Below are 24,425 nucleotides of genomic sequence, written 5' to 3'. Positions count from 1 at the left end.
TACTGAGGTTTTTTTATTCTTTGATTTTTTAAATACAAAGGGTCAGCGATATTTTCTTACTATTTCCCATTCAGCTAATCGAGTGAAAATAATGTATAAAAATGATTTTTTTTACCAAGATCTCTTCCCTCTGTCTGAGGACCGCACAGAATATTACTTGTTAACGGATAAGTATGTTTCCACTATCGAGGTTGATGGCAACGAAGTATTAAAAGTTGAATCTGAAGCGCTGACATTAGTCTCCCAGCAAGCGTTCCATGATGCCTCATTCTTCCTGCGCCCAGCACATCAGCAGCAAGTTTCTGCCATTTTGCATGATCCGCAAGCGAGCGAAAATGACAAATATGTCGCATTGCAATTATTGAGAAATTCGGAGATTTCAGCCAAAGGTATTTTGCCGAACTGCCAGGATACGGGCACATCCACCATTGTAGCGAAAAAAGGCCAACGGGTTTGGACTGATACTGATGATGCCGAAGCATTATCACGCGGCATCTATAACACCTTCCGCCAAGATAATCTGCGCTACTCACAAAATGCGGCGTTAGATATGTATAACGAAGTGAATACCGGTACCAATCTTCCTGGGCAAATTGATATTTTTGCTACCTCGGGTATGCAATATTCGTTCTTGTTTGTGAATAAGGGCGGCGGCTCCGCCAATAAAGCAGCGCTTTATCAGGAAACAAAAGCGGTGTTGGAACCGGCAAAACTCAAAGCCTTTTTAATTGAGAAAATGAAGAGCCTGGGAACGGCTGCTTGTCCTCCTTATCATATTGCTTTTGTTATAGGAGGTACCTCCGCAGAATTAACCTTGAAGACCGCTAAACTCGCCTCGACAAAATATTACGATAACTTACCTGGCGAGGGTAATGCGTTCGGTCAGGCTTTCCGTGATAAGGCGCTGGAAGAGGATCTGTTACAAGCTTCACGTGAATTTGGCTTGGGTGCTCAGTTTGGTGGCAAATATTTTGCACATGATGTTCGGGTTATTCGTTTGCCGCGTCATGGTGGCTCTTGCCCGATAGGGATGGCAATTTCATGTTCTTCTGATCGGAACATTAAAGCCAAAATTAATAAAGAGGGCATATGGCTGGAGAAATTAGAGCGCCACCCTGAGCGATATATTCCTGAAGATTTGCGGATTAATAACGAAGGGACGGTAGTTAACATTGATCTTAACCGCCCGATGGATGAAATTCGTCAACAGCTTTCACTTTACCCGGTATCCACCCGCGTATCACTCAATGGCCCGTTAATTGTTGCCCGCGATATTGTGCATGCCAAGCTGCAACAGCGTTTGGAACAGAACCAGCCATTACCTCAATACATGAAAGATCATCCCGTCTATTATGCTGGACCTGCAAAAAAACCGGATGAATTGGTATCCGGCTCGATGGGGCCAACGACTGGAGGGCGCATGGATCCTTATGTCGATCTGTTCCAATCCCAGGGGGGCAGCTTAATCATGTTGGCAAAAGGCAATCGTAGCCAGCAAGTCACCGAATCATGCCATAAGCACGGTGGTTTCTATTTGGGCAGTATCGGCGGTTCTGCGGCCATTCTGGCGCAGGAGTATATCGAAAGTCTGGAATGCCTTGAGTATCCCGAACTGGGAATGGAAGCTGTGTGGAAGATGGAAGTCAGGAACTTTCCGGCGTTCATACTCGTTGATGACAAAGGCAATTCATTCTTTGATCAAATTCAAATCAAGGCCTGTGCCGGTTGTCAGAAATAACGTTGTGTTGAGGAAACCACGATGTACGAAGAACGTTATCAGCAGCGGCAGCAACATCTTAAACAACAGGTTGAGGAGCGGGTTGCTGCCGCGACAAAAAACGGCGGGATCATTATTGTATTTACCGGTAATGGCAAAGGGAAAAGTACCGCCGCATTTGGAACTGCAGCCAGAGCCGTTGGCCATGATATGCGGGTAGGTGTGCTTCAATTTATCAAGGGGGACTGGGAGTGTGGTGAACGTAACCTACTGGAGCGTAACGGGGTCGAATTTCATATCATGGCAACCGGTTTTACTTGGGATACCCAAGATAAAGCGGCGGATATCCAAGCGGCCAGACTAGTGTGGCAGCAGGGCGCGCGGATGTTATCTGACCCTGGTTACCAGCTTGTGGTTTTAGATGAGCTCACTTATATGCTCACTTACGGTTATTTGAGCTTGGATGCGGTGTTGGCGGCGTTAAAAAATCGGCCTGTACATCAAAGTGTGGTCATCACCGGGCGAGCTTGCCATCGGGAAATTATCGCACTGGCAGATACCGTTAGTGAGTTACGACCAGTGAAGCATGCATTTGATCATGGAATTAAGGCGCAGAAAGGTATCGATTGGTGATGGGAATCCGATTATGATAACTGCTACGCTTATTTATTCATCAATCTGTTGTTTTATGAAGCGGGATACAAATAATTTGTTGATAACGCTTGATTGTTTGTTCTGAGTTATACTATATTGCGCGCCAAGGAAACGTAGTAACGTTCCAAAAAATTTCGCCGGCATAGCTCAGTTGGTAGAGCAACTGACTTGTAATCAGTAGGTCCCGAGTTCGACTCTTGGTGCCGGCACCAATTAAAAACCCGTTATCTGAATAAGATAGCGGGTTTTTGCCTTTGTACTACTGCCACTGCTGATTTTCTGCTGTCCCCCCTCCTGGGTTATTTCTTTTTGTGATCCCATTCTCTTTTTGTCTGTTCTCTGCTTGTTATCTATATTCAATTATTGTTGGCTGATCACAGCATGGGCGTTGAACGCCGAACAGCAACCCAATGACTAAAAGCTATCAGGGAGTTGGCGGTATGGAGAATCGGCTAAACGTGCTATATCAGGCAGGGGTTATTGATAAGGACATCTGCGATGGCATGAAAAAGGTTGTCGCACAGTTGGAAACGGTATGGGCACTGCCGGTGCGCACGGAGCAGGGGGAAATGGCGCTCACGCATATGGCAAATGCATTAATGCGCAGTCGCCGTGGTGAGGAAGTTGGACCACTTGATGATGAATTGTTGGCTGAAATCAGAGCCTCTGACGCGTTTCCACAAATTTTACAGATCCATTTGGCGCTGCTGTCACGGTTTAATTTGGCCCTGCACCCAAATGAAGAGGGGTATTTATTAGCTAATCTGTTCAGCTTGTGGATGGCGCATAAAGGTCAATGCCAGTGAGTTTTGCCTTCATGTTAAATATTCAAAAAAATGATTATTAGGCTTTTAATCTGATGGAGTCTAGTGGCAAGCTATGTCTCCCGGCCTTGCACCTAAGTCATTCGGTGTAGGTAAGTCAGTTTCCGTACTCAGATTTTCGTCACGGGTAGCGATGTGGCACTGGTTTTCGCTATTGTGTCTGGTCACCCAGTACTCGAAGCGCTGTATGACAGACTCGGCAATGTTATTCAGGGGGCAAGGTGAGTAAATTCGTGGTGGTAGTCATAGACAGCTTTGGTGTGGGAAGCATGGCCGATGTGCCTCAGGTCAGGCCGCAGGACCTCGGTGCGAATACCTGTGGGCATATTCTGGAGCGTTTTCCGCAATTGAGTCTAGCGACACTTGAACAATTGGGGCTCATCAACGCTCTGGGGTTCGCGCCGAACGTGATGAAACCTTCGCTAACGGCGGTGTACGGCAGGGCAGCGCTGCAACACGAAGGCGGTGACACCTTTATGGGGCATCAGGAAATACTGGGTACCCGCCCACAGTCACCGCTGCGTATGCCGTTTTCCGAGGTGATCGATAAGGTCGAGCAAAAACTGGTCGCGGCGGGTTGGCATGTCGAACGTCAGGGAAGCCGGTTGCAGTATCTGTTGGTAAATCAGGCCGCGGCGGTCGGTGATAACCTGGAAGCGGATCTCGGACAGGTGTTTAACATCAGCGCTAACCTGAGTGCGATTTCGTTTGCTGATGTCCGTGCCATTGGTGAGACAGTGCGTAGCTGTGTGAAGGTTGGGCGGGTGATTGCTTTTGGTGGCTTGCTAGCGAGCAATGAGCAGCTACTCGCTGCCGCAGAGGAGAAACAGGGTCGTTATATCGGGATTAATGCACCACGCTCAGGGGTTTATCAACAAGGATTTCAGGTCGTACATCTGGGCTATGGCGTAGATGCCAGCGTTCAAGTTCCACAGCAGCTCTATGATATTGGTATTCCAACGGTGCTGGTGGGCAAAGTGGCCGATATCGCACTCAATCCGCACGGTACCAACTATCAAAATCTGGTCGATACCCAGACCATCATGGATATCATCTTGGCGGAATTGCAAAAACCAGGAGATGGATTTATCTGCACTAACATTCAGGAAACCGATCTGGCGGGTCATGCACAGGATGTGGCGCGCTACGCCGAAAGGTTGCAGGTAGTGGATCAGAATCTGGCGATCTTGATGGGGCGAATGCAGCAGGATGATTGCCTGGTGGTGATGGCGGATCACGGTAATGACCCGACAATTGGGCATAGTAATCACACTCGCGAGAATGTGCCCTTACTGGTGTGGCGACCCGGTATTGCCGGAGGGGAGATTGGTTACCGCACAACGCTGTCTGATGTAGGGGCCACTGTTTGTGATTTCTTTAACGCGGCCCCGCCACAGAACGGCAGGTCCTTTATGGCGCAACTGTGCGCCTTATCTTCCTCACGGCCCGAGAGTTAGCATCATTGAGCGGCAGCATAATTGATGCTACGGGCTACATCTATGCGCAGGTATGTTTGCCCATTGCCGATACCTACCAGCACCGCGGGTTGTGCTGTGCTGGGGCGGTTTGCGGCAAACTGACATCGAATGCCCGCATATGTCGCCTAACAATCTGATACCGAAGCAATACTCACCGAGCTATTATTCGGTCGGTATATCAAAAAGTGCTGGGAACTAAAACGGGCCTATGTTCACCGCAATTGAGCCGATGCTAACTATTCTTCGCCAATTGAGCGACTAATCGATTAACGCCATCACTCATATTAGTAAATTTAGTCAGTTGGGTACGGGTCACTACGACGAAAACCCCAATGTTCTTTTCTGGAATCATCGCCATATAGGTAATAAATCCACCGCCACCACCGGTTTTTTGCATAATTCCTGGTAGTTCGGTATTAGGCGCCATGTAGACCCAGCCTAACCCCAGTGCGTCTGCCTGACCGGCAACATCCATACCTTTTAATGACACCAAATCACGACGTTGGAAATAGAGCGCCTGTTCACGTTTGGCTGAGCTTTTGCGCGCGCTGTTATCAGAAGCTAAGAATTGCTGCATCCAACGCTGCATATCTTCCGGTGTTGAGTAAATCCCACCACTTCCCGCCGCCGCAAGGGTGTTTTCACAACGACTACTGCCTACTCCGACCATCAGACGGTTACATTGTTCTGCCGTTGGGGTCAGGGTGGTGTTTTTCATCCCCAACGGAGCGGTGATTTTGTCACGCAGCAAACTGCTATAAGGCTTGCCTGATGCCCGTGACAGCGCATCGGCCAGCAAGTCGTAGGCCAAATTGGAGTAGGCGGCTTTAACCCCAGGCGGCACGGTGACCGTGGCCTGCTTCATCCATTGCCAGCGGTTATCTTTAGTCGGCCAGGTAAACACCGGCCTTTTTTGTGGGCCACCGGGTTGCTCGCGCGGCAGGCCACTGGTGTGGCTGGCTAGATTCAGCAAGGTAATCGGCTGTTTTGCGTTATAAGCAGGGACTCGTGCTCCCTTAGGTGCGTATTTTCGCAGGGGATCGGTCAATTTTACCGTGCCGTCATCGGCCAGTTTTACCATCACTTCACTGGTCATTAGCTTGGTAATTGATGCAATGCGAATCAGTGAGTCTGGCCGTGGACGCAGGTTGTTACCGGGTTTGGTTTCCCCAAAACTACGGTTTACCACTTGATTGTTATCAATAACCACCAGAGCCATTCCCATGGCACCACTGTTATAGAAAATATGTTCGGCATATTGATCAACAACTTGTGAGGTCAAAAGCTCTGTCTTGGCATCGCTGTGCAATGGAATAGTGAATAGAGCAGCGGCCAGTAGCGGGGCAGTGAAATGTTTCAACAATCTTTTATCCATGTTCAAAAACAAAGTAAGTGGTCGTGTGCTTATAGTAATCGGATATTGGCATAAAACATGCTAAAATTTTCAGACAGACGAAAAATTTACATTACCGGGAAGTACTTGCCGGGGGTCACGCCAAAAACGCGCTGAAATTGATCAATAAAAGCGCTGAGGTTTTCGTAGCCGACATCCAACGCGACATGGGTCACGGGTATTTTCTCTGCCAGCATTTCCAGCGCGCGCATGAAACGTGCGCGTTGCCGCCAGTGGCTAAAACTATAGCCTGTCTCTGCGATGAAACGACGGCTCAGTGTTCGGGGTGACATTCCAGCCCAGTGTGCCCATTGATCCATTCTCTGTTTGTTAGCTAGGTCACTCAGTAACTCATGCGCGACCTTTATCAGCCGTGGATCTTGTGGCGTTGGTAATTCAAATGGTTCGGCAGGTAATGATGCAATTTCGTCTAGCATCACCGCCATAATCCGCTGCTGGTTCTCAAGTAATTCCCCTCGGGGCCATTGCGCTGCGCGATTTACGGTTTCTCGTAATAAGCCACTTAATTGCATCGTTCGCGGCTGTAGCGGTAAAGACGCACAGACATCTTCGCGCAAATATACACTCCAGCCGTGAAAAGGGCCGTGCGAGCGGAAACCGTGCTGTTGATGAGGGGGAAGCCAGACCACATGTGTTGCCGGTACCACCCATTGACCCTCGGGTATGACGATAGTTAACAAGCCATTTATTGCCGCTAATAATTGGCCCGCACTGTGGCGATGCGGCTGCGTCATTCGTGCTAGCTTGTCGTGACGCTGTACCACGGTCAATACTGGCATCGTTGTCAGCATCAGTTGTGAAGGATCAATTAAATGAGATTGCATGGCGTAAAAACCGTATTGAATGACTCAGATACGTTATCAAGGCCACAAGGATATTGCTAGTCTGGCATTCTCAGCATTGGCGCTGGATAACGGGAGTCACCATGATGAATTCGCAACAGGCAAAACAATTTCTCCAACAGGTATTTACTGCTTTGGTTGACTCGAGCTATAGCACCCAGGATGTTGCTGCATTTTTTTCGACCGATTATCAACAGCAAGCTGATGGTAATCAATTAGATTATGAGGCGTTTATTCGCCATGTGCAGGTGTTGAAAAGCACACTTGCTAGTGGAACCATCACGCTGGAAAAAGTGATGGCGGATGGTGATCAGATTGCCAGTGTGCATCTGGTTGATGTGGTCAAAAAGAGCGGGCAAAGGGTCTTGATGAAAGTTATCGCTTTTTACCGCATCGAACATGGGCTGATTCAGTGTGTTGAAGAATTGACACATCTGATCCACGGCGAAACTCAGGATCGTGATTTAGGATCGCGAGTTGCTCACTAGCGGGATATCGTTAAACGAATGAAATTCTGCGGTTAGTTGAGCAGAATCATAAGGTTATTCCACGTAATAAAAAACGCACCGGTGTTGGCCGATGCGTTTTGTGGTTAAAACCGAAAATCAATTAGCTTTCAGTCACAGGCTTTGGAGCCACATTGGATGATTCTTTCATGCCAAGGTGGTTGTTGCCCCAGCACTGTTCATATTTCCAACCGGTTAGTTCTTCAGCAACCGCTCTGGCATGGGCCGGAATATCTGCCATGGCACCGCCACCTTTAATCCGCTCAATCTCTTCTAGCAGGATTTTGTGATTATTACGGTCCAGTTTCATTTGCGTGGTGTAATAGATAGCCACCAGTGCCAGAGCGATAACGCCGATGGCAAATACCCCTACGATGGCTTGCACGGCAACTTCCGGTTGGCTCGATTGCCCGGAGACAAAACCAAAGCGACTTAATGTCCAGCCCATGGCGAAAACAATAATCGAACGTACCATTTTACCTGCAAAGGTCATGGCTCCGGCGTAGATCCCTTCACGGCGACGGCCGGTCAATACTTCGTCCACATCCGCCAGGAAGGTATAAACCGTCCACGGAATATAATAAATCCCCCCAGTGCTTAAACCGAAAACTGCGGTAATACAGAACAGTACAATGACAGTTGTTGTTTGCGACCAGCCAGTAAAATAGAGCGCAGCATAGGCAATCACACTGACAATAACCACTTGCAGAGCGATGCGGAACGGGCGAGCAAAGCCCATTTTGACGCAGATACCGATAAAGACGGCGGTGGAAATCAACTGCATTATTGAACTGAAACTATTGAGCTGAGAAACCAGTGCGGCATCTTGACCTAAACCAAAAATAATAAAGTAGGTAAATGCCGATGCGAATAACCACTCCGCGCCAAAGCCGAACAAATACATACCCAGATGCTTGCGGAAAATGCGCAGATGGAAAGTAGACGCCATATCAACACACAGCTTTTTCAGCGCCTGGCCGAAACTGCTGGTGGTTTCACGGACCACTTCGCTCGCTGGGCGTTCCCATGATGAGCTATAAAGCCAGATCATCGCGCAGCACATAATCAGACCGTAAGCGATACCGGTATAAAGGAAGGGGGTTGCAGAATCTTTACCGTAAATGGCAATAAACTGACCGGGAATAAAAGCGGCCAAAAAGTTTGCTACTTTACCGAAAATGGCTTTAGAACCAGTTAATTTGGAGCGTTTGGCAAAATCGGTGGTCATCTCGGTCGCCAATGTTTCATATGGCACCATGATGGAGGTATAAATCAGTTCAAACAGCGCGTAGGTCAGTAGGTAATACCAAAAGCCAAAACCGCTCATCCATAACATTGGATAGACAAGTACCAGCGGGATACCCAGTAAGATAAAGAAGCGACGACGACCAAAGATGCGGCCCAGTCTGGTGTTATAGAAGTTATCGGTGATATAACCCATTACTGGATTACTAATCGCATCAAGAATACTGGCGATTGAGAAAATAGTCGCAGCCTCTACGACTGATAGCCCGCAAAAGGTGGTGTAGAAATACATCAGCCAGGCTCCGCTGATTGCCAGTGCCCCACTTCCCAGTAAGTTGGCACTCCCGTACGCCAGCGTATGCCTTGTTGAAATCTGTTTACTCATTTTTACTGCCACCTCAAATTAAAACAATGTTTCATTAATAATGGATAATCGTTTTCTTTATAAAGGTATGGCGTTTATAAAAATGAGTGTTCGATCACGAAAAAGGGTTTTTCGGCCAGAAAAGGCGCCTATTACAGTAAAAATTGATATGAATCAAATTAGTAGCTAGGGTGGATATTCAGCAAAAAACAGAATATCCATGATAATGCGAATAATCGATAATGCCATTTTGTGACAATAATGACCGTGACACGTGTGGCAAGATTTTAACCAGCAAAATGAAAGACCATTACTAGAATTAGCGCTATTGCTTACAGTGTGAAAATATCACTTTTGTGAAAGGGCGAATTATTGCGGGCATAGCCCATGAATAAATGTTGGTTGCAATCGCGGCTGACAGTGAAGGACGTAGAATGGCAAAGAAAAACCCCTATTATGATGCCAGTAAGCCACACCACACTGAGTTTGGATTTCAGAATCTGGAGCCGGTTGTTCATCATCCACAAGATTTGAAGCGTTGGCGTGAAGAGCGAAAACGCCAGTCGCTACCAAAACCGCCGCAGCAAGGATATGCGCAGTTTGTCACTGATTGGTGGCAAGCGGCAGATTTTAGCGGGCAGCAGGATGCGTTGTGGTGGCTAGGCCATGCGTCACTGTTATTGCGGGTCAGTGGGAAAACGGTTTTGTTTGATCCGGTACTCTCCGGTCGTGCCTCGCCGCTCAATTTTTACGGGCCAGCACGGAGAACACCGGTACCTGCCAGCGTAAAAGAGTTACCCCATATAGATGTGGTAGTGATTTCTCACAACCATTACGACCATTTGGATGTGACAACGATTAGCCAATTATTGCGCCGCTTTCCTAAGCTGATTTTTCTGGCACCGTTAGGGTTAAAAAGTTGGTTACTACAGCAGGGTGCTCGCCATGTTCATGAACTGGATTGGTGGGATAAACACCTCGCAGCTGAATTTGAGTTTCATTGTGTACCGGCACGGCATTGGAGCATGCGTACCCCCTGGGATCGTAACCAAAGTTTGTGGTCTGGTTGGGTGGTCAAGCGTGATGATATTAACTTTTACTTTACCGGTGATACAGGTTATTGCCAGCAACTATTAACCATTGGCGAAAGGTTGGGGCCATTCAATTATGCCGCCTTGCCCATTGGTGCTTATGCCCCGCGGTGGTTTATGCAGGCCCAACATATGGATCCACAGCAGTCGGTGCAGTTATTTAAACAATTACAGCAGCCGATGACAGTACCGATTCATTGGGGGGTGTTTGAACTGGCTGACGAACCACTGGATGAACCACCACAACAACTCAAGCAGGCACTAACTGAAGCGGGTATGAAACACGACAATTTTGCACCGATTAAAATTGGTGCACGAATATTGCTGGGGTAGGGGGGTTCAGTGGGTAGTTTTCAACCCACTGAAACCAATCGGTATTTTCTCTATTTATACCGATGCTGAACTAGATCCTAAATTGATTCACGGCACTGGTTAAATCAGCAGCCTGAGCTTGTAACGCCGCAGATGCTGCGGTGGATTCCTGCACCAATGCGGCATTTTGCTGCACCATGGTATCCAATTGCGCGACCGCACTATTTATTTCGTGGATGCCGCGCATTTGTTCATCGGCTGCGTTGGTTATTTCAGACATAATGGTGGTGACATCCGACACGCTGCTGACGATTTCGGTCATGGTATTACTGGCTTGACGTACCTGGCCGGAGCCAGATGCCACACTGCTGACTGTCGATTCGATCAGCGTTTTGATCTCTTTCGCTGCCTGTGCACTGCGCTGCGCCAATGTACGAACTTCCCCTGCGACCACAGCAAAACCGCGTCCTTGCTCACCCGCGCGTGCCGCTTCTACCGCCGCGTTAAGTGCCAGAATATTGGTTTGGAAAGCGATACCGTCGATCACACTGGTGATATCGCCGATCTTGCCAGATGCCGCTTCAATCGATTCCATTGTGGTGATGACTTTAGCTATCACGTCGCCACCACGTGAAGCATCGTTAGCCGCCGAAAGTACCGCAGTATTGGCCTGGCGCGCTGCGCTGGCGGAGTGGGCCACGGTTGCCGAGATTTGTTCCAACGCCGCCGAGGTTTGCTGCAAACTGGCGGCGGCAGACTCTGTGCGGCCCGACAGATCCTGATTACCTGCCGCTATCTCATTGGCTGCAATCCGTACTGATTCGCTGGTATCACGGATTTGCGCCATTACTACACTCAGTTTGTCGGCAAAATTGTTGAACGAAAGGGCTATTTTTGCCACTTCATCACGGCCTTCTACCGGCAGTCGCTGAGTTAAGTCTTCTGAGCCGGAGCTGATAGCATCCATGGCTTTATGCACATGGGTCAGCGGTGCCAGAGCACGTTTGGTAATGAGGCTAATAATGACAACAGCGATTAAAATAATAATCACCAGCGTCACCAGTGATGTGGTCAGTAACGACCGCATGCCGGTGGTAGCTTGAGCTTTGTCCAGGGCGACAACGGTAAACCATTGAGTCCCTGGTACTGCTTGGGCCAGCAGCAATTTACTGTTATCGCCAATATTGGCAGCGACAGGCTCAGTTGCTGTTAACAGTGTTTTAAGGTCCAGCGTCGGCGCAATATCGCTCAGTGGCTTAAGGGCTAGTTTCGCATCTTGATGAGCGATAATGGTGCCATCGGCATCGATTAACATACCAAAACTATCTTCAGTCGGGTGTATGGATTTCACGTTTGCAATCACGCTGTCCATGGTGACATCAGCAGCCAATACCCCTTTAACGCTGCCGTCCTGAATAATCGGCAATGCGAACGTTACCACTAACTGATTGGTTCCAGCATCAACATAGGGTGGGGTGACCACGGGTTTGCCCGCTTTTACCGCTTGTAGATACCATGGCCGCCCAGTGGGGTCGTAGCCGGCTGGAATACCATCGGGATTAGAAAAAATCGCGGTTTTGTTCGCGTAGCCGATATACACGTTGATGAAGTTACCTGCGGCTGCAACTTGTCGCAGTGCCGCTGTCGGGTCTGCCGTCAGTGCGCTGTCTTTTAGTGACACAATCATTTGTGTTTTGGAGGCAACCCAATCGGCGATCCCGACACCATGACTGGCGGTAACGGCGGTCAGGGTATTATCTATGGCACTATTGTTATATTTACTGGCAACCGAGTAGTTAAAATAGGTGTTAATGGCCAGAGAGCCTGCCACGATGATGATACAGGCAGCCAAGATACGTGAACGAATGGAATCAAGCATAGAGCGTCCTAAATAAGAGGGAAGGCATGATTCAAGTAACGGCTTGGCAGAGATAAACTTGAGCTGTGTCACAGTAACAAACTGTAATTAATACGCCATTGTTAATACTTCTTTATGTAACGGTGACAAATTAGGTGGATTTTATTGACATCTATATTCAATAAAAACATAAGCTTGATTATTCCTTTCTGCTTCATTTGAAGGTAAAAATTCAAATAAAGTTGAAAAAAATAGTGACATCAAAAAGGTAAAATTAGCATCAATGCAGCTAAAGCAGCGGTTTTCAGGCTGCATTGATGCTGAGGGATGGCAGTAATAAGAGGGTGGTTAGATTAAAATTTATACTGCAAACCTATAGCGATAGTTTGATGTTGTTGAGCAATGCTGGCGCTATTAGCTACATTTGCAGAAACACCTGCACCAGTGTCGATGATTTGTGTATCTCCTTTTCCTTCGGCATGCCTGTTCCAGGACGCTTCAACAAATAATTTAGTGTTATCGGTGACGTAGTAGCCCGCATCAACCACTACTGCGTAATAGCGAGAGCCTTTGCTGCTGTCTTTAAATGAAAGTTGACGTAAATAGTGTCCATCATCACCATAGGCATTTACCCAACTGCTGTATTTCAGCAAGGTATTAAACTCAAATTTTTGATAATGATAGCTCCCGGCTAAGCCAAGATAGGGCATTTCAAACTTTTGCTTATAACCAATGCCGGTAACACTATCGGAACCTGTAAATAGGTTATTGCCTTTATTGTAATTATAGTTTCCACCATAAGATGTCCAGCTATTATTATTGCGCTGATAACCGGCCATCATACCAATACGGTAATTGTCTTGCTTTAAAAGCCAAAGCTTTGCATTAAGATCGATTTCATTCGCATAATTTAAATTGGTTTTTTCGTGATGAGACCAATCAGTCCACTTAGATTGCCCTAACGTCTTCCAATCATAATCATCCATGACCCCCTTCCCAGGTGATAATGTGGACCATCCGCGCGCGGTTAATGTTAACCGTGATAACAGATCCCATGATATATCCATTTTTACAATAGGCGTGTTTTCCGCTTTCCAATCTATCTGGCTTAGTTTGTGACCATTATATTGGCGCTGATAAACAAACTCTTGTGATTCTGCATTCAATAACCCCAATGAGGAGCTAATCGTCAGACCATCGTTTATATCTGAGTGATAGCTGGCTACTGCTGTATGGCAGGTGATAATCAGCGGTAATACAGCAACACTTCTCTTTACCCATCTATTCTTTTCCATCATTAACCTTTAATCCCTTTAAAAATAGAAGGTAAAAGTTAACATTGACGGGAGATTAATTTTTTAAAATAAAGATTAAAAGAAAATTAAACGTATTAAAAATATTACTTAATAATGGCGCACTATAATGCATTAATATGAGCCGCGCCTGATTACCCGGCTAAATGGTTTTCAAAACTCATTAACCAGCCATTCGTCGGCTTCATCAAACATTTCTTCAACCAACCGGTTCAGTACTGATTTTTCTTGTTTATTAGCATCAGTATTGATGCCATTGGCTTGCATTGGTTTAACCTTAACTTCAGCATCAGGAAACACCCGATGCACCCGCTTGGTTAACTCTGCCTTAATCATTTCAGCGGCGTTGGGTAGGCCGGCGACATTCCGTTTGTCATAAATCAATTCAACACGCATGGCTTTTTCCTGAATGAGTAAATACTGTATTAATATACAGCACTGGCGAGTGGCAGACAACGCTGTTTTACACGGATTGAGGCGAGAAAACGACTATTACTGATTTTTTAACGTCAATAAAATAACCGCAGGTGATTAATTGTGGGAATCACTGGCGGTTATTTTATGTGTGGGTGCTTATCTGATTGTTTATACAAGTGATTTATTTTTCCAACTACAACTGAGCACCGGTGTTTATCTAGATGGGGGCTAGTTTATTTCCAGCCAGCGAGCATCAACCACCACACCCAGTATCTTACAGTTGCCATTGAGTTCGATTAATCGATAGGAGGGATTCAATGGTTTCAAATACTTAACACCAGCATCAACAATGAGTTTCTTAAATGTTGCTTCGTTATCATCAGTCAGTTTGGCAATAACAAAATTACCGGGTAGCGGCTCTTTTTCCGGGTCAACCAGAATAATCATTCCTTCAGGAAAACTGATCCCTGAAGGCGATGTCATGGAGTCTCCTTTAACGCTGAGCCAAAAAGCGTTGTCATGGGCATTTTTGGTCGATTCAGGCCAGATTTCAATATCACGCAGCGTATAAGGCTCTATTGCCTCATACCAGTTACCTGCACTTATCCAACTGATTAACGGATAGCTGTTAGCAACTGATCCGGCCGGTTTATCATTTAGCCCATTACGCGCCGAGATCGATAAACTTTCGGCCATTTTCGCCAATTCTTTCGCCAGAGAAGGGCTAAAGCTGCTGATTGGTTCATTGAGTATTTTGGCAAAAGCAGCGGCGTTGGTCACATTGAGCGGATTTATGCCGTTAAGGAATTGGTTTACGGCACTTTGCCCAACCCCTAATTCGTGCGCGACAGACTCTTGGGATATACCCAGTACTTTTTTCTTGGCATTAAACAGCTCTTTCAGCCGCTTAGCGTCGTCTAACTGTTCTGGCGTCAATGGGTTCTTTTTCATCAGTCAATTTTATTACCGTTAGCAATAATATCCAATCATCTGCGGTGTTGACTATAAAATCACTTGCGGTAATAATCAATCAAAATATATCAGGGAAACGTATGAGATCGTTCTGGCACGCATCACTGCTATCCAGATATGTAGCATAGGTTGTTCCTGTTTATCACAAGAAGACGGCGGCCAGACTTACGGTGGTTTCCGTTGTTGAGCAATCGATAGGCTGAGGTGTCATCACGGTGCCCTGCCTTTTGTGGAGTAATTATTTATGAGTTCAATAAACGGTACACAAACCGGAAGCCACAGTCAGCAGAACCAAAACATGAGAGATATTCAATTAGTCCTGGCGCGCTGGGGAGTATGGGCAAGATATAGCTCCGGGCTGGATTATTCATCTATCGCTGCGGGCTTTAAGGGGTTATTGCCTGATACGTCTAAGAGTAAAGCCTCCTGTTGTGATGATGACGGTCTGGTTGTCGATGGTTGCGTTGCTCGATTAAAACAATACCGGCCAGATGAATATGAATTGATCATCCGTCACTATGTGCTTAATCAATCCAAGCGAGCAATTGCTCGTCAGCAGAAAAGAGATGAAAAACTGGTGCGAATTAATATGCAAATGGCGGAAGGCTTTGTTGATGGCTGCCTGGCAATGTTGAATGTGAAATTAACTATGGACCCTTTAATAGAGAATTTACATATTTATGAAGAAACACTCACGCGGTCCGCAAAAAGTGTATTAGTCTGACATTACTGGTTAGTTTGTTACGCAATTATCATAATTTAAAATCTCGCTTTGGTGAGGTTTTTTGTTTTTTAGTTGATGTGTATTTAATTAAAAATAAATCTATTTTTTATAAAAAAACACTAACGCGGTCCGCAAAAAGTATATTAGTCTGATATCACTGGTTCGTTACATACTGATTAAGAAAGAGGAAAGCCCCGCATGGTTGGGGCTTTCCTCTTTCTGTTAGTCATACGCGCAAGTGTATCGGCTTGGGAGGTATTAAATGAGTGAACAAAATCCACTGCCGTATTGGTGGGCAGGATCGCTTGCTCTATTTTCAGCGCTGAGTTTACAGGATTACATCTTTATTCTGGGTACTATTATTAGCGTAATATTTACCATCAAAACTTATTACGTTAATTTACGGGAAAAGGACGCAATAATTAAAGAAGAGCAGAGACGAACAGAAATTCTACGGGATTTTTTGCGTAATAAAACAGTGGCCGATATTCCAGCCGCAATTGCGGTATGTAATGACGCGCTACACAAAATGGAGAGCTGACATGACGCCTTCACTGCGTAAGAAAGTTTTGGGTGCCGCAGCCGGTGGAGCAGTAGCCATTGCCGGAACATTGCTGGGTGGGCACGATGGTTTTGAAGGACGTAAATACATCGCCTACAACGACGTAGTGGGCGTCATGACGCTGTGTGATGGTCACACTGGTAACGACATTATCCAGGGAAAACTGTATAGCGATCAACAGTGTGATGCGCTATTACAGCAGGATTTACTGGTGGTGAAAAAGTCGGTCGATGATGCGATACAGGTACCTGTGGGAGATTACACCCGCGCAGCGCTCTATTCATTTACCTATAACGTCGGTAAAACCGCATTTATCCACTCAACCTTATTAAAGAAACTCAATAGCGGAAATATAACCGGCGCATGCGGGGAGTTGCGGCGCTGGATTATGGCGGGTGGCAAGCGCTGGCAGGGTTTGGTTAATCGGCGTGAGATTGAACATGAACTTTGTCTGACACCGAACCTGACGGCAATAAAAGCGAAAGCCAGGGAGGGCAAATGAATAGGCGTGCCATCACCACGGTGTTGCTCGCGATATTACTCATGGGGCTGATGGCCAATACCTATCGCTTGAGTGCCAAACAGGTGCAGGAGCATGCGGAGTTACAGGCTGAACGAGTTGTTAATCAAACATTGGATAACACCATCGCTGCCTATCAGTTAAACGATGCGGCTAATCGGGCTGCCGTCGCACGGCAGTTGGAAAATGAAAGGGTATTGCGACATGAAACTGAGGATCGTCTCAAGCGTTTTGTGGCGGCAACCGCAACTGACAACTGCGCTGTCAGCCGTATGCCTGAGCCTGGCATTAGTATCTTGCGTGAATAAGCCGGCCCTTCAGGTGGTGAAATCCCCCTTATTACTGCCACCTGAGTCGGCGATGACCCAGTGTGAAATCCCGGAATTTGTTGGTTCCACATGGGGTGACAGTAGTTTATATGCGTTGGCACTCAAGCGAGAGTTACGCCTCTGTAAAGGACGGCTTGATGAGGTCATTCGTTGGCGTAATAACCAAATCAATAATCCACTACCGCCGTGAGACGACAGGCTTATCCCCGAACGGGGCAACCATTTACCAGGAGAATAACCATGATCGGTAGTAATGTCAGATATCTCATTTTTTATCAGGTGAGCCTATGAATGCTGCACTAATCAGGCAACTGGCCGCTGCCGCATTATTGGGCAAAACAGATGCGGAAGGTCGTATCTATTCAACTGATGCATGGCCGGTAACCACTTATCCAGCCATTTTGTTACAGACACCACTTGAAGTAAAAGAGTCTATTGGCCGCAATGTACCGCAGTTTAATACCATGACCACCTTACGCATTAGCGGACATATCCAACTAAGTGAGGCAGTAAATCGAGTCACGGAAGCGGCATCGGCACTTGAGCGTTTGTGTGAACAGATTCAACGGGCAGTGATTAACAGTTATGAACTGACTCGCCAGATTCAGCAATTTGCCAAAGTGCGTACCACGATGGGTATCGATACCAGCAGCGAGCAACATTTTGCTGAAGTGAAAATAGAACTCGATCTTGAGTATTACCAAGGGCCGGAAGACTTCTTCCCAGTAGAAACCACGCCACTGACAGGTATCGACATTGCGATTGATATGCCTGATGGCACCACAGACCCGCTGATCGCCATCACCCTTTCGGAGTAACCCTATGTTTGTAAAACCGATGACTGGCCGCGCAGTGCGTGACCCGGTCAAGGGCACCTTTTTGCCTGAATCTGGCGCAGAGGTTCCTGATAACCCATTTTGGCACCGTCGTATTCAAGACGGTGATGTGGTGCAGGTTACGGTAAAAACAGCGAAACCTGCATTTTAAGTGTTAACAACGGAGAGTAAAAAATTATGACAATTCCTTTCACTAATATCCCGAGTAATCTACGTACGCCACTGTTCTTTGCCGAGTTTGATAATTCCCAAGCTAACACAGCGAGCACCCCTCAACGGACTTTGATTATCGGGCAAACCCTGGCGGAAAGCACTTTGCCCGTCAATGTGCCGCTGCTGGTTTCATCTGTCGCCACCGTTGCCGGTTTGTGTGGTGCAGGTTCAATGCTACATGGGCAAATGGCAGCATATCTGGCCAATGACAGCGCTGGCGAAATCTATCTTCTACCATTGCGCGACTCTGAAGCTATGGTTGCTGCCATCGGTAAAATTACCGTGACGACCCCGGCATCAGCAACCGGTGTTATCTCACTGTATATCGCCGGTATTCGTGTACAAACCACGGTAGTGCCGACTGATGATGCCAATACCATCGCTCTGGCGCTGGCAGCGGCAATCGAGAGTAAACCTGAATTACCGGTAACGGTTGCCCATACTGGTGATGGCGTATCGGAAGGCGCTGTTGTGGTGCTAACAGCCAAAAACAAAGGAGCACATGGCAACAATATCGATCTGCGTTTGAACTATTTGGGGAGTGCCGGTGGAGAGACCACTCCGGAGAGTCTGGTGTTGTCGATCACCCCGATGGCAGGCGGTGCAGGCGCGCCTGAACTGGCAAGTGGCCTGGCAAACTTACAAGATCGTACCTTCGATTTCATTATCAACCCTTACACGGATACCGCGTCATTGGATGCCATCAAGGCATTCCTTTCTGATAGCACCGGGCGCTGGAGCTATAGTCAGCAACTGTATGGTCACAGCTTTGCCGCTCACTCCGGCACCTATGGTCAACTGACTGCGGCCGGTGAACTGCGTAATGACCAACATGCCTCATTGCTCGGGATCCATAACTCGCCGACACCGGCTTACCTCTGGTCAGCCGCGTATGTTGGTGCTATTGCACAAAGCTTGCGTAATGATCCCGGCCGCCCACTGCAAACGTTGGCAGTAAGTGGTGTATTGGCAGCGCCCCTTTCTAGCCGTTTTACCCTGACTGAGCGGAATAACTTGCTGCATAGCGGTATTTCAACCGTGACGGTGGCGGACGACGGGACAGTTCAAATCGAAAATATCATTACGACTTATCAGACCAACAAATACGGTGCTGCGGATGATAGTTATTTGCAAATTGAGACCTTGTTCTTATTGATGTTTGTCACGCGCTACCTACGAACTCAGGTGACCTCGAAGTTTGCTCGCATGAAGTTGGCTGCCGATGGTACCCGTTTTGCACCAGGCTCGGCCATCATCACGCCAAATACCATCCGTGCCGAGCTGATTGCTCAGTATCAGACCCTGGAATTTAATGGCTATGTTCAGGATGCCAAAGGTTTCGCCCGTGGCCTGATAGTTGAGAAAAATGCCAGTAATCCAAATCGTGTTGATGTGTTGTGGACCGGCGTGCTGATTAATCAGTTGCGTATCTTTGCGGTTCTCAATCAATTCCGTCTGCAAGCGGCTGTTTAACCCTTAGCCATTTAATGCACTAACAAAATAGGAAATAAATTATGAGCGATACTTCAAACCGCCTGGCAGGTACGGCTTATGTCACCGTTGATGGCATTACTATTATGGTGGCCGGTCAGTTCAAATACAGCCCTTCAAAGGTAAAACGTGAAACTGTCATGGGCATGGATGGGGTACATGGCTATAAAGAAACCGTGGTGGCACCGTCCATTTCCTGCACTATCCGTGACAGCGGCGGGGTCTCTATCAGTGATTTTAACGACCAGACCAATGTCAATATTGTCTGCGAATTGGCGAACGGCAAAACCATTATTGGTAGCGGCATGTGGTCGGTGAGCACGTTGGTGGTTGACAGCACTGAAGGCACGGTTGATGTGAGCTGGGAAGGCGGTTCGGTGACGGAGAATTGATATGACTGTACTGGAGCGCAGTAAAACTATTTCACTGGTGAAAGCCATTCAACACGACGCAACCAAGACCACCTACGAGGTGGTCGAGCTTAGTGAACCGACACTGTTGCAAGTACAGCAATTCTACGATGAGCAAACCAAGTCAGGTTCGCTCAGCGGTATGGGATTGCTGATTGCCTTGGTCTCAGGGGTGCCGCGTGAGGCTATCAAGAAAATGGCTTTTACCGACTATAAAGCCTGTGAGGTTTATATGATGGGTTTTTTAGCCTACTCCCCAACAGGGGGCGATGGCGCGAAATAATCGCTGACGTCACTTACTATTATAGCTGGGGGCCGGGCGATGCCTGGTCCCTGACCTACAGTAGCTTAATGTGGTGGTGCCAGCAGGCCGGGCGGATTAATAAAATTAAGGCTGGCAAAAATGGCTAATAAATACAATATGAATACGGTTTCTCCATTATCTAAAATACCACCTCAAATATTCAGTAACTATAAATTAGCTGGTGGTGGAAACACAATTATTGCTGTTGTAACTGCGGGAGTGGAATGGCTTAATAATGGTGCTGATGAGGCCCGTAAAATAAATACAGCGGCGAGGAACGTTAATGCACCTATTGATCAATTTAGTCAAATAAGTGGCGCTATGCGTATTCGAGGTGTTGAACAAATGGCTGCGATAAAATCAACTGAGCAGCTCTACAGCAATTTGAATAATATGCTATGGGGCCATAATGTTCAGGGGCTGGCGCAGCTACATGAGTATGGGTTTGACATTATCAGTAATGAAAATGGCACGGTTGATGCTACAGCAACAATAGCTAAAATTGCCGAGGATTTTCCACAAATGGCACCCCAAGTACAAAGTAAACTGACGAATGCTCTGAAAATAGACGGTAATACTATTGAGTTGCTGCGAGAGGGGGCGCAACTAAAAGATTTGCTGGCTAAATCTACTCTATTTGGCCTAACTATTGATCCTGAGCTTAATATACAATTGACAGAGTTAGACCAGAACACCGATGAGTTAAGTGCTGCTTGGGATGGTCTGAAAGATAAGCTATCTAACATCGGATACGAAATTCTTGTCTCTGATGGCTCAGTGGCTGATGGCATTGGTGGTTTAACTGACACGCTGACTTATGGTCCAGATAATTTTGCCATAATGCGTACTTTAGGGGTAATCAGTGGTAATGATTCGGCGAAAATGCGATGGGCATATAATAATACAGATTTTAAAAAACAACTTAATTGGTATGAAATAACCATGCTTAATAGCGGTCTTATGACTGATGGATTTCGTAAGAAATATCAGGATCATATTAAGCCCAATGATGCAGAGAAAATAAATTATCAGACTGAAAGTGCGGGTGATATTTCCGGACGCCGGCCAATTAAAATTGAGTCCACTCCATTAACCGATCTTTTTAATCTGGGATCCGGGGTTGAAGTTGAAACTCAAACACAAAACACCTGGAGCAACAATCGCATAACTGAATTCGGTGCTGAAGATCCCTATTCCCTTAGCCCCTCATCTTCTCTTGTACCAGATAATAATATAGGCAGCATCCCTACAGCTGAATCACCTTTTTATACTGACTCAGTGGGGGGGGGTTAACGTTAATGCTATTGCTGATGTTATCGCTACCGCGATGCAGAACAATCGGGTGCAGATTGAATTGACGTTAATCGACAGTCGAAGCGGTGAAAGCTTAGTGATCCCAACTCAGGGAGGCAGCAGAATAGCTCACGCCATGCAGATGTAATTCCCTATTAATATCCGTAAAAATTAACCAATCAGCATATCGATATAACCCGCTCCGGCGGGTTTTTTATTTCCTAACGTCTACTACTGGACAGGAGAACGAAATGTCACTTATCAATAACGCACTATCAGCGCTCTTGGGAGGAAGCGACGACAGTTGGCAATGGTCGGAACACCTCCATCAAGCCTCCTTTCGGGGGGTGCCCTTCGTGGTCCTGAATAGCAAGGGCAGTTTTGGTCGTCGTCAGGCAGTGCACACTTACCCTTATCGCGATACCAGCTATATCGAGGATTTGGGGCGCAGTACGCGGAACATTGTTTTAACTGGATTTTTGGTACAAAACAGCCAGATCTACGCCGCACCTGATGTAATGACTCAGCGCGATTCATTGATCGCAGCTTGTGAAATGGCCGGGCCAGGGACATTGGTCCACCCAACGTTGGGTGAGATGACTGTCAGCATCGCTGACACGGGGCTGAAAATTGATGAAGGTGTTGGCAGCGAGCGGGTATTCGCGTTCAGCTTAACCGTTATCGAATCCGGCTTACGTGCCTTTGCCATCACCGGTATGGCTGAAATGAGCGCGTCTGCGCACTCCTCTTGGCTGGGATTGAGCGCCAAAGCAGTCGCTGGTTTTATCTCAACGGTAAAAGGAGAGATGCGCTCGGCCACTCAGGTAATAAAAACCTTGAAAAGTACGGCGGAATTTTGGAGCCGAATGGTAACGAATACTGCCAATGAGGCCAGTAATCTGGGTAACGCACTGCGCTCAACCTTTGGCCGAAACCGTTATGGCCGCTTTAACCACGGTACTGTCGGTGGCAGCAGTTCGGGCGTGACGGAAGCTGTGAACCAGCAAAGTGATACCACCAACTTACCCATGTTAGTGGCGCAACGGCTGGCGTTTATCGTCGAAGGGCGAGCGGCAATCAGTGCTGCCGTGAATGAGTTACTTGCGACTAACAGTGTTGAGGGGCATGCCGACAAGTTACTCACTCTGGTTAACACGCTGCTAAATGGTGGTTTTAGCACACTGGATGTTATCCGCATGATGGAAAGCCTGACAGCGGCTCACGAAGACGCCTTCCGAGCCAATAGCAGTGATATCGCAATTGCTGACGCCAGCCATCATTTAATGATGACTTTATGCGCCGGAGGGATGGCTATCGCGGCGGCGCAGTATCAACCGGAAAGTTATGACGATGCTGTCGCTGTACTTGGCAGGGTCAGTAAGGTGATTGATAGCTCAGCACTGGCCGCCGCCGATCGCGGCAATGATGAAACCTACCGTGCGCTGATGCAAATGCGCGAATCTATCGTGGCGCTATTGCAACAGTCCGGGGCGAATTTATCTCGCATCAACGAGGTTAGTTTTAACCGCTCACTACCCGCGCTGATGCTGGCGAATCGGTTATATCAGGATGCGCTACGTGGTGATGCACTAGTGAAAATGGCGAATCCGATTCATCCGGCATTTATGCCAATTCGATTTAGGGCATTGAATCTATGAATAATAAAATGCCAAGTGATGACTTAACACTAGAGATAGACGGCAGAGCGATCACCGGTTGGAGCAAAGTTCAGGTCACGCGGAGTATTGAAAAATTACCCAGTAGTTTTGAGTTATCGCTGATGGATCGTTATCCCGCCAGTGGAGGGCAACAGTGGATTATCCCAGGAGCTCCCTGCGTGGTTAAGTTGGGTAATGATGCTGTGTTAAATGGCTATATTGACAGTTGGGATTGCGCTATTGCGGCCACAACACATCAAGTCAGTGCCTCGGGGCGCAGTAAGTGCCAGGATCTGGTGGATTGCTCTGCTGAATGGACAAACAGCGTGATTAGTCAGTCCACGGTGTTACAGATTGCGCAAAAACTGGCCGAACCTTACGGCATCAAAGTGACCTCTGATATTACCGATATGACCATTGTGCCGAAATTCACTCTGAATTGGGGAGAAACGGCGCAAGCGGTGATTGATCACGTCACGCGCTCTGCTGCATTGCTCTATTACGACCAGCCGGATGGCCACTTATATCTGACCCGCGCTGGAACGCATAAAGCTGCAAGTGGTGTGGCACAGGGCATCAATATTCTTAGTGCCAATCTTCATACCGATATCAATCAACGCTTTGTTGATTACACCGGCGTGGTGCTCTCTTCCAATGCCGCAGCCAGGCATTCTGCCTCGGGTGGGGATAACACCTCGGTGCGAGCTACCACGCGAGACACACTATTGGCCGAACAATTTCCGGCCCGCCATCGTAACCGGGTCATTATCGTCGAAAGTACCGTGAATTCGCCACATTTGCTGAAAGATTGCATCGAATGGGAAATGAACCGCCGCTCTGGTCGCGCCAACGTCTTGACAGTACAAGTTGACAGTTGGCGCGATCGCGATGGCCGGCTATGGGAAGTTAATACATTGATTCCCATTACTATTCCAGTATTTGGGCTTAATGATGAGCTGTGGCTACTCTCGGAAGTGGTTTATGCCAAAGATGAGAAAGGGACGACGAGCAAAATGACCCTGATGCCACCTGCTGCCTTCACATTCCAGCCTTACAACATTAAGTGATATAGGGGCTA

Annotated in this window: 26 protein-coding genes and 1 tRNA gene; 20 read left to right on the top strand and 7 right to left on the bottom strand. The window is 47.2% G+C overall.

Annotation, left to right across the window (positions count from 1 at the left end; genetic code table 11):
* The first annotated feature begins 91 nt into the window (after positions 1 to 91).
* The 5 genes from ACWJJO_RS14815 to ACWJJO_RS14795 all read left to right on the top strand — a co-directional run bounded on the left by ACWJJO_RS14815 (position 92) and on the right by ACWJJO_RS14795 (position 4,652).
* Positions 92 to 1,738: a fumarate hydratase gene (locus tag ACWJJO_RS14815; RefSeq protein ID WP_083158315.1), complete on the top strand. Its 1,647-nt coding sequence runs from the start codon at positions 92 to 94 to the stop codon at positions 1,736 to 1,738.
* Positions 1,739 to 1,759: 21 nt separating this feature from the next.
* Positions 1,760 to 2,350 carry a cob(I)yrinic acid a,c-diamide adenosyltransferase gene (gene cobO / locus ACWJJO_RS14810; RefSeq protein WP_083158316.1) on the top strand — a complete coding sequence of 197 codons (591 nt, stop codon included), beginning with the start codon at positions 1,760 to 1,762 and terminating at the stop codon, positions 2,348 to 2,350.
* 157 nt (positions 2,351 to 2,507) lie between these two features.
* Positions 2,508 to 2,583, top strand: a tRNA-Thr gene (locus ACWJJO_RS14805).
* A gap of 228 nt (positions 2,584 to 2,811) precedes the next feature.
* The gene (locus ACWJJO_RS14800; protein WP_083158317.1) at positions 2,812 to 3,177 is read left to right on the top strand and encodes a PRD domain-containing protein; all 366 of its coding nucleotides are present in this window, start codon (positions 2,812 to 2,814) and stop codon (positions 3,175 to 3,177) included.
* 239 nt (positions 3,178 to 3,416) lie between these two features.
* Positions 3,417 to 4,652, top strand: coding sequence for a phosphopentomutase (locus ACWJJO_RS14795; protein WP_481091189.1), 1,236 nt, complete (start codon positions 3,417 to 3,419; stop codon positions 4,650 to 4,652).
* A gap of 253 nt (positions 4,653 to 4,905) precedes the next feature.
* Here the strand turns inward: ACWJJO_RS14795 and ampH are convergent, their stop codons facing one another.
* Complete coding sequence (gene ampH / locus ACWJJO_RS14790) at positions 4,906 to 6,048, bottom strand: D-alanyl-D-alanine-carboxypeptidase/endopeptidase AmpH (RefSeq protein WP_083158319.1); 1,143 nt, start codon at positions 6,046 to 6,048, stop codon at positions 4,906 to 4,908.
* A gap of 86 nt (positions 6,049 to 6,134) precedes the next feature.
* Positions 6,135 to 6,911 (bottom strand): AraC family transcriptional regulator, encoded by a 777-nt coding sequence (locus tag ACWJJO_RS14785; RefSeq protein ID WP_481091188.1) that lies wholly within the window; start codon positions 6,909 to 6,911, stop codon positions 6,135 to 6,137.
* Positions 6,912 to 7,012: 101 nt separating this feature from the next.
* Here ACWJJO_RS14785 and ACWJJO_RS14780 point away from each other — a divergent pair, with 101 nt between their 5' ends.
* The gene (locus tag ACWJJO_RS14780) at positions 7,013 to 7,417 is read left to right on the top strand and encodes a nuclear transport factor 2 family protein (protein ID WP_083158320.1); all 405 of its coding nucleotides are present in this window, start codon (positions 7,013 to 7,015) and stop codon (positions 7,415 to 7,417) included.
* A 121-nt stretch (positions 7,418 to 7,538) separates the two neighbouring features.
* Here ACWJJO_RS14780 and ACWJJO_RS14775 read toward each other — a convergent pair whose 3' ends face one another.
* Positions 7,539 to 9,065: an MFS transporter gene (locus ACWJJO_RS14775; protein WP_083158321.1), complete on the bottom strand. Its 1,527-nt coding sequence runs from the start codon at positions 9,063 to 9,065 to the stop codon at positions 7,539 to 7,541.
* A gap of 374 nt (positions 9,066 to 9,439) precedes the next feature.
* On the opposite strand from ACWJJO_RS14775, the gene ACWJJO_RS14770 reads away from it, so the two are divergent.
* Positions 9,440 to 10,468, top strand: a complete 1,029-nt coding sequence (locus ACWJJO_RS14770) for an MBL fold metallo-hydrolase (protein ID WP_083158322.1) — start codon at positions 9,440 to 9,442, stop codon at positions 10,466 to 10,468.
* A 70-nt stretch (positions 10,469 to 10,538) separates the two neighbouring features.
* On the opposite strand, the gene ACWJJO_RS14765 is transcribed toward ACWJJO_RS14770, so the two are convergent.
* The 4 genes from ACWJJO_RS14765 to ACWJJO_RS14750 form a co-directional block, all read right to left on the bottom strand.
* On the bottom strand, positions 10,539 to 12,326 hold the full coding sequence (locus ACWJJO_RS14765) for a methyl-accepting chemotaxis protein (protein ID WP_083158323.1): 1,788 nt from the start codon (positions 12,324 to 12,326) through the stop codon (positions 10,539 to 10,541).
* 332 nt (positions 12,327 to 12,658) lie between these two features.
* Positions 12,659 to 13,603, bottom strand: coding sequence for an omptin family outer membrane protease (locus ACWJJO_RS14760; RefSeq protein ID WP_481091187.1), 945 nt, complete (start codon positions 13,601 to 13,603; stop codon positions 12,659 to 12,661).
* A gap of 168 nt (positions 13,604 to 13,771) precedes the next feature.
* Positions 13,772 to 14,014, bottom strand: coding sequence for a DinI family protein (locus tag ACWJJO_RS14755; protein ID WP_005190119.1), 243 nt, complete (start codon positions 14,012 to 14,014; stop codon positions 13,772 to 13,774).
* Positions 14,015 to 14,263: 249 nt separating this feature from the next.
* The gene (locus ACWJJO_RS14750) at positions 14,264 to 14,986 is read right to left on the bottom strand and encodes a LexA family protein (RefSeq protein WP_481091186.1); all 723 of its coding nucleotides are present in this window, start codon (positions 14,984 to 14,986) and stop codon (positions 14,264 to 14,266) included.
* 319 nt (positions 14,987 to 15,305) lie between these two features.
* Between ACWJJO_RS14750 and ACWJJO_RS14745 the strand changes: the two genes are divergently transcribed.
* From ACWJJO_RS14745 to ACWJJO_RS14685, 13 genes are all read left to right on the top strand, one after another.
* Positions 15,306 to 15,731 (top strand): antiterminator Q family protein, encoded by a 426-nt coding sequence (locus tag ACWJJO_RS14745; protein ID WP_372569899.1) that lies wholly within the window; start codon positions 15,306 to 15,308, stop codon positions 15,729 to 15,731.
* Between the two features lie 262 nt (positions 15,732 to 15,993).
* Positions 15,994 to 16,272, top strand: a complete 279-nt coding sequence (locus ACWJJO_RS14740) for a hypothetical protein (protein ID WP_083158327.1) — start codon at positions 15,994 to 15,996, stop codon at positions 16,270 to 16,272.
* A 1-nt stretch (position 16,273) separates the two neighbouring features.
* A complete protein-coding gene (locus ACWJJO_RS14735) occupies positions 16,274 to 16,795 on the top strand; it encodes a lysozyme (protein ID WP_083158328.1) in 522 nt (173 codons plus the stop codon).
* Entirely contained in the window at positions 16,792 to 17,121 is a 330-nt protein-coding gene (locus ACWJJO_RS14730) for a DUF2570 domain-containing protein (RefSeq protein ID WP_083158329.1), read from the top strand. The genes ACWJJO_RS14735 and ACWJJO_RS14730 overlap by 4 nt, the downstream gene beginning before the upstream one ends.
* Entirely contained in the window at positions 17,114 to 17,332 is a 219-nt protein-coding gene (gene lysC, locus ACWJJO_RS14725) for an Rz1-like lysis system protein LysC (protein WP_481091185.1), read from the top strand. The genes ACWJJO_RS14730 and lysC overlap by 8 nt, the downstream gene beginning before the upstream one ends.
* Before the next feature lie 97 nt (positions 17,333 to 17,429).
* Positions 17,430 to 17,960, top strand: coding sequence for an ATP-binding protein (locus tag ACWJJO_RS14720; RefSeq protein ID WP_083158331.1), 531 nt, complete (start codon positions 17,430 to 17,432; stop codon positions 17,958 to 17,960).
* A gap of 4 nt (positions 17,961 to 17,964) precedes the next feature.
* Positions 17,965 to 18,129, top strand: coding sequence for a DUF2635 domain-containing protein (locus tag ACWJJO_RS14715; protein ID WP_071843434.1), 165 nt, complete (start codon positions 17,965 to 17,967; stop codon positions 18,127 to 18,129).
* Between the two features lie 26 nt (positions 18,130 to 18,155).
* Positions 18,156 to 19,664: a phage tail sheath subtilisin-like domain-containing protein gene (locus tag ACWJJO_RS14710; RefSeq protein ID WP_372569357.1), complete on the top strand. Its 1,509-nt coding sequence runs from the start codon at positions 18,156 to 18,158 to the stop codon at positions 19,662 to 19,664.
* Between the two features lie 41 nt (positions 19,665 to 19,705).
* A complete protein-coding gene (locus ACWJJO_RS14705; RefSeq protein WP_042568284.1) occupies positions 19,706 to 20,074 on the top strand; it encodes a phage tail tube protein in 369 nt (122 codons plus the stop codon).
* Between the two features lies 1 nt (position 20,075).
* A complete protein-coding gene (locus tag ACWJJO_RS14700) occupies positions 20,076 to 20,375 on the top strand; it encodes a phage tail assembly protein (protein WP_042568283.1) in 300 nt (99 codons plus the stop codon).
* Positions 20,376 to 20,495: 120 nt separating this feature from the next.
* Entirely contained in the window at positions 20,496 to 21,689 is a 1,194-nt protein-coding gene (locus ACWJJO_RS14695) for a chemotaxis protein (RefSeq protein ID WP_481091184.1), read from the top strand.
* Positions 21,690 to 21,940: 251 nt separating this feature from the next.
* Positions 21,941 to 23,347: a DNA circularization protein gene (locus ACWJJO_RS14690; RefSeq protein WP_481091183.1), complete on the top strand. Its 1,407-nt coding sequence runs from the start codon at positions 21,941 to 21,943 to the stop codon at positions 23,345 to 23,347.
* Positions 23,344 to 24,414 (top strand): phage baseplate assembly protein, encoded by a 1,071-nt coding sequence (locus ACWJJO_RS14685; RefSeq protein WP_481091182.1) that lies wholly within the window; start codon positions 23,344 to 23,346, stop codon positions 24,412 to 24,414. The genes ACWJJO_RS14690 and ACWJJO_RS14685 overlap by 4 nt, the downstream gene beginning before the upstream one ends.
* Positions 24,415 to 24,425 lie beyond the last annotated feature (11 nt).

The organism is Yersinia antarctica (genome assembly GCF_056636475.1).
Note: the sequence above shows the minus strand (reverse complement) of the source record. Positions and strands in the feature narration are given on the sequence as shown.

Coding starts and splice junctions, on each gene's coding strand:
- ACWJJO_RS14735 (WP_083158328.1), top strand. CDS start 16,274: ATGACGCCTTCACTGCGTAAGAAAGTTTTGGGTGCCGCAGCCGGTGGA.
- ACWJJO_RS14745 (WP_372569899.1), top strand. CDS start 15,306: ATGAGAGATATTCAATTAGTCCTGGCGCGCTGGGGAGTATGGGCAAGA.
- ACWJJO_RS14740 (WP_083158327.1), top strand. CDS start 15,994: ATGAGTGAACAAAATCCACTGCCGTATTGGTGGGCAGGATCGCTTGCT.
- ACWJJO_RS14705 (WP_042568284.1), top strand. CDS start 19,706: ATGAGCGATACTTCAAACCGCCTGGCAGGTACGGCTTATGTCACCGTT.
- ACWJJO_RS14800 (WP_083158317.1), top strand. CDS start 2,812: ATGGAGAATCGGCTAAACGTGCTATATCAGGCAGGGGTTATTGATAAG.
- ACWJJO_RS14690 (WP_481091183.1), top strand. CDS start 21,941: ATGTCACTTATCAATAACGCACTATCAGCGCTCTTGGGAGGAAGCGAC.
- ACWJJO_RS14785 (WP_481091188.1), bottom strand. CDS start 6,911: ATGCAATCTCATTTAATTGATCCTTCACAACTGATGCTGACAACGATG.
- ACWJJO_RS14695 (WP_481091184.1), top strand. CDS start 20,496: ATGGCTAATAAATACAATATGAATACGGTTTCTCCATTATCTAAAATA.
- ampH (WP_083158319.1), bottom strand. CDS start 6,048: ATGGATAAAAGATTGTTGAAACATTTCACTGCCCCGCTACTGGCCGCT.
- ACWJJO_RS14780 (WP_083158320.1), top strand. CDS start 7,013: ATGATGAATTCGCAACAGGCAAAACAATTTCTCCAACAGGTATTTACT.
- ACWJJO_RS14710 (WP_372569357.1), top strand. CDS start 18,156: ATGACAATTCCTTTCACTAATATCCCGAGTAATCTACGTACGCCACTG.
- ACWJJO_RS14770 (WP_083158322.1), top strand. CDS start 9,440: ATGTTGGTTGCAATCGCGGCTGACAGTGAAGGACGTAGAATGGCAAAG.
- ACWJJO_RS14700 (WP_042568283.1), top strand. CDS start 20,076: ATGACTGTACTGGAGCGCAGTAAAACTATTTCACTGGTGAAAGCCATT.
- ACWJJO_RS14720 (WP_083158331.1), top strand. CDS start 17,430: ATGAATGCTGCACTAATCAGGCAACTGGCCGCTGCCGCATTATTGGGC.
- ACWJJO_RS14715 (WP_071843434.1), top strand. CDS start 17,965: ATGTTTGTAAAACCGATGACTGGCCGCGCAGTGCGTGACCCGGTCAAG.
- ACWJJO_RS14775 (WP_083158321.1), bottom strand. CDS start 9,065: ATGAGTAAACAGATTTCAACAAGGCATACGCTGGCGTACGGGAGTGCC.
- ACWJJO_RS14815 (WP_083158315.1), top strand. CDS start 92: ATGTATAAAAATGATTTTTTTTACCAAGATCTCTTCCCTCTGTCTGAG.
- ACWJJO_RS14765 (WP_083158323.1), bottom strand. CDS start 12,326: ATGCTTGATTCCATTCGTTCACGTATCTTGGCTGCCTGTATCATCATC.
- cobO (WP_083158316.1), top strand. CDS start 1,760: ATGTACGAAGAACGTTATCAGCAGCGGCAGCAACATCTTAAACAACAG.
- ACWJJO_RS14755 (WP_005190119.1), bottom strand. CDS start 14,014: ATGCGTGTTGAATTGATTTATGACAAACGGAATGTCGCCGGCCTACCC.
- ACWJJO_RS14685 (WP_481091182.1), top strand. CDS start 23,344: ATGAATAATAAAATGCCAAGTGATGACTTAACACTAGAGATAGACGGC.
- ACWJJO_RS14730 (WP_083158329.1), top strand. CDS start 16,792: ATGAATAGGCGTGCCATCACCACGGTGTTGCTCGCGATATTACTCATG.
- ACWJJO_RS14750 (WP_481091186.1), bottom strand. CDS start 14,986: ATGAAAAAGAACCCATTGACGCCAGAACAGTTAGACGACGCTAAGCGG.
- ACWJJO_RS14760 (WP_481091187.1), bottom strand. CDS start 13,603: ATGATGGAAAAGAATAGATGGGTAAAGAGAAGTGTTGCTGTATTACCG.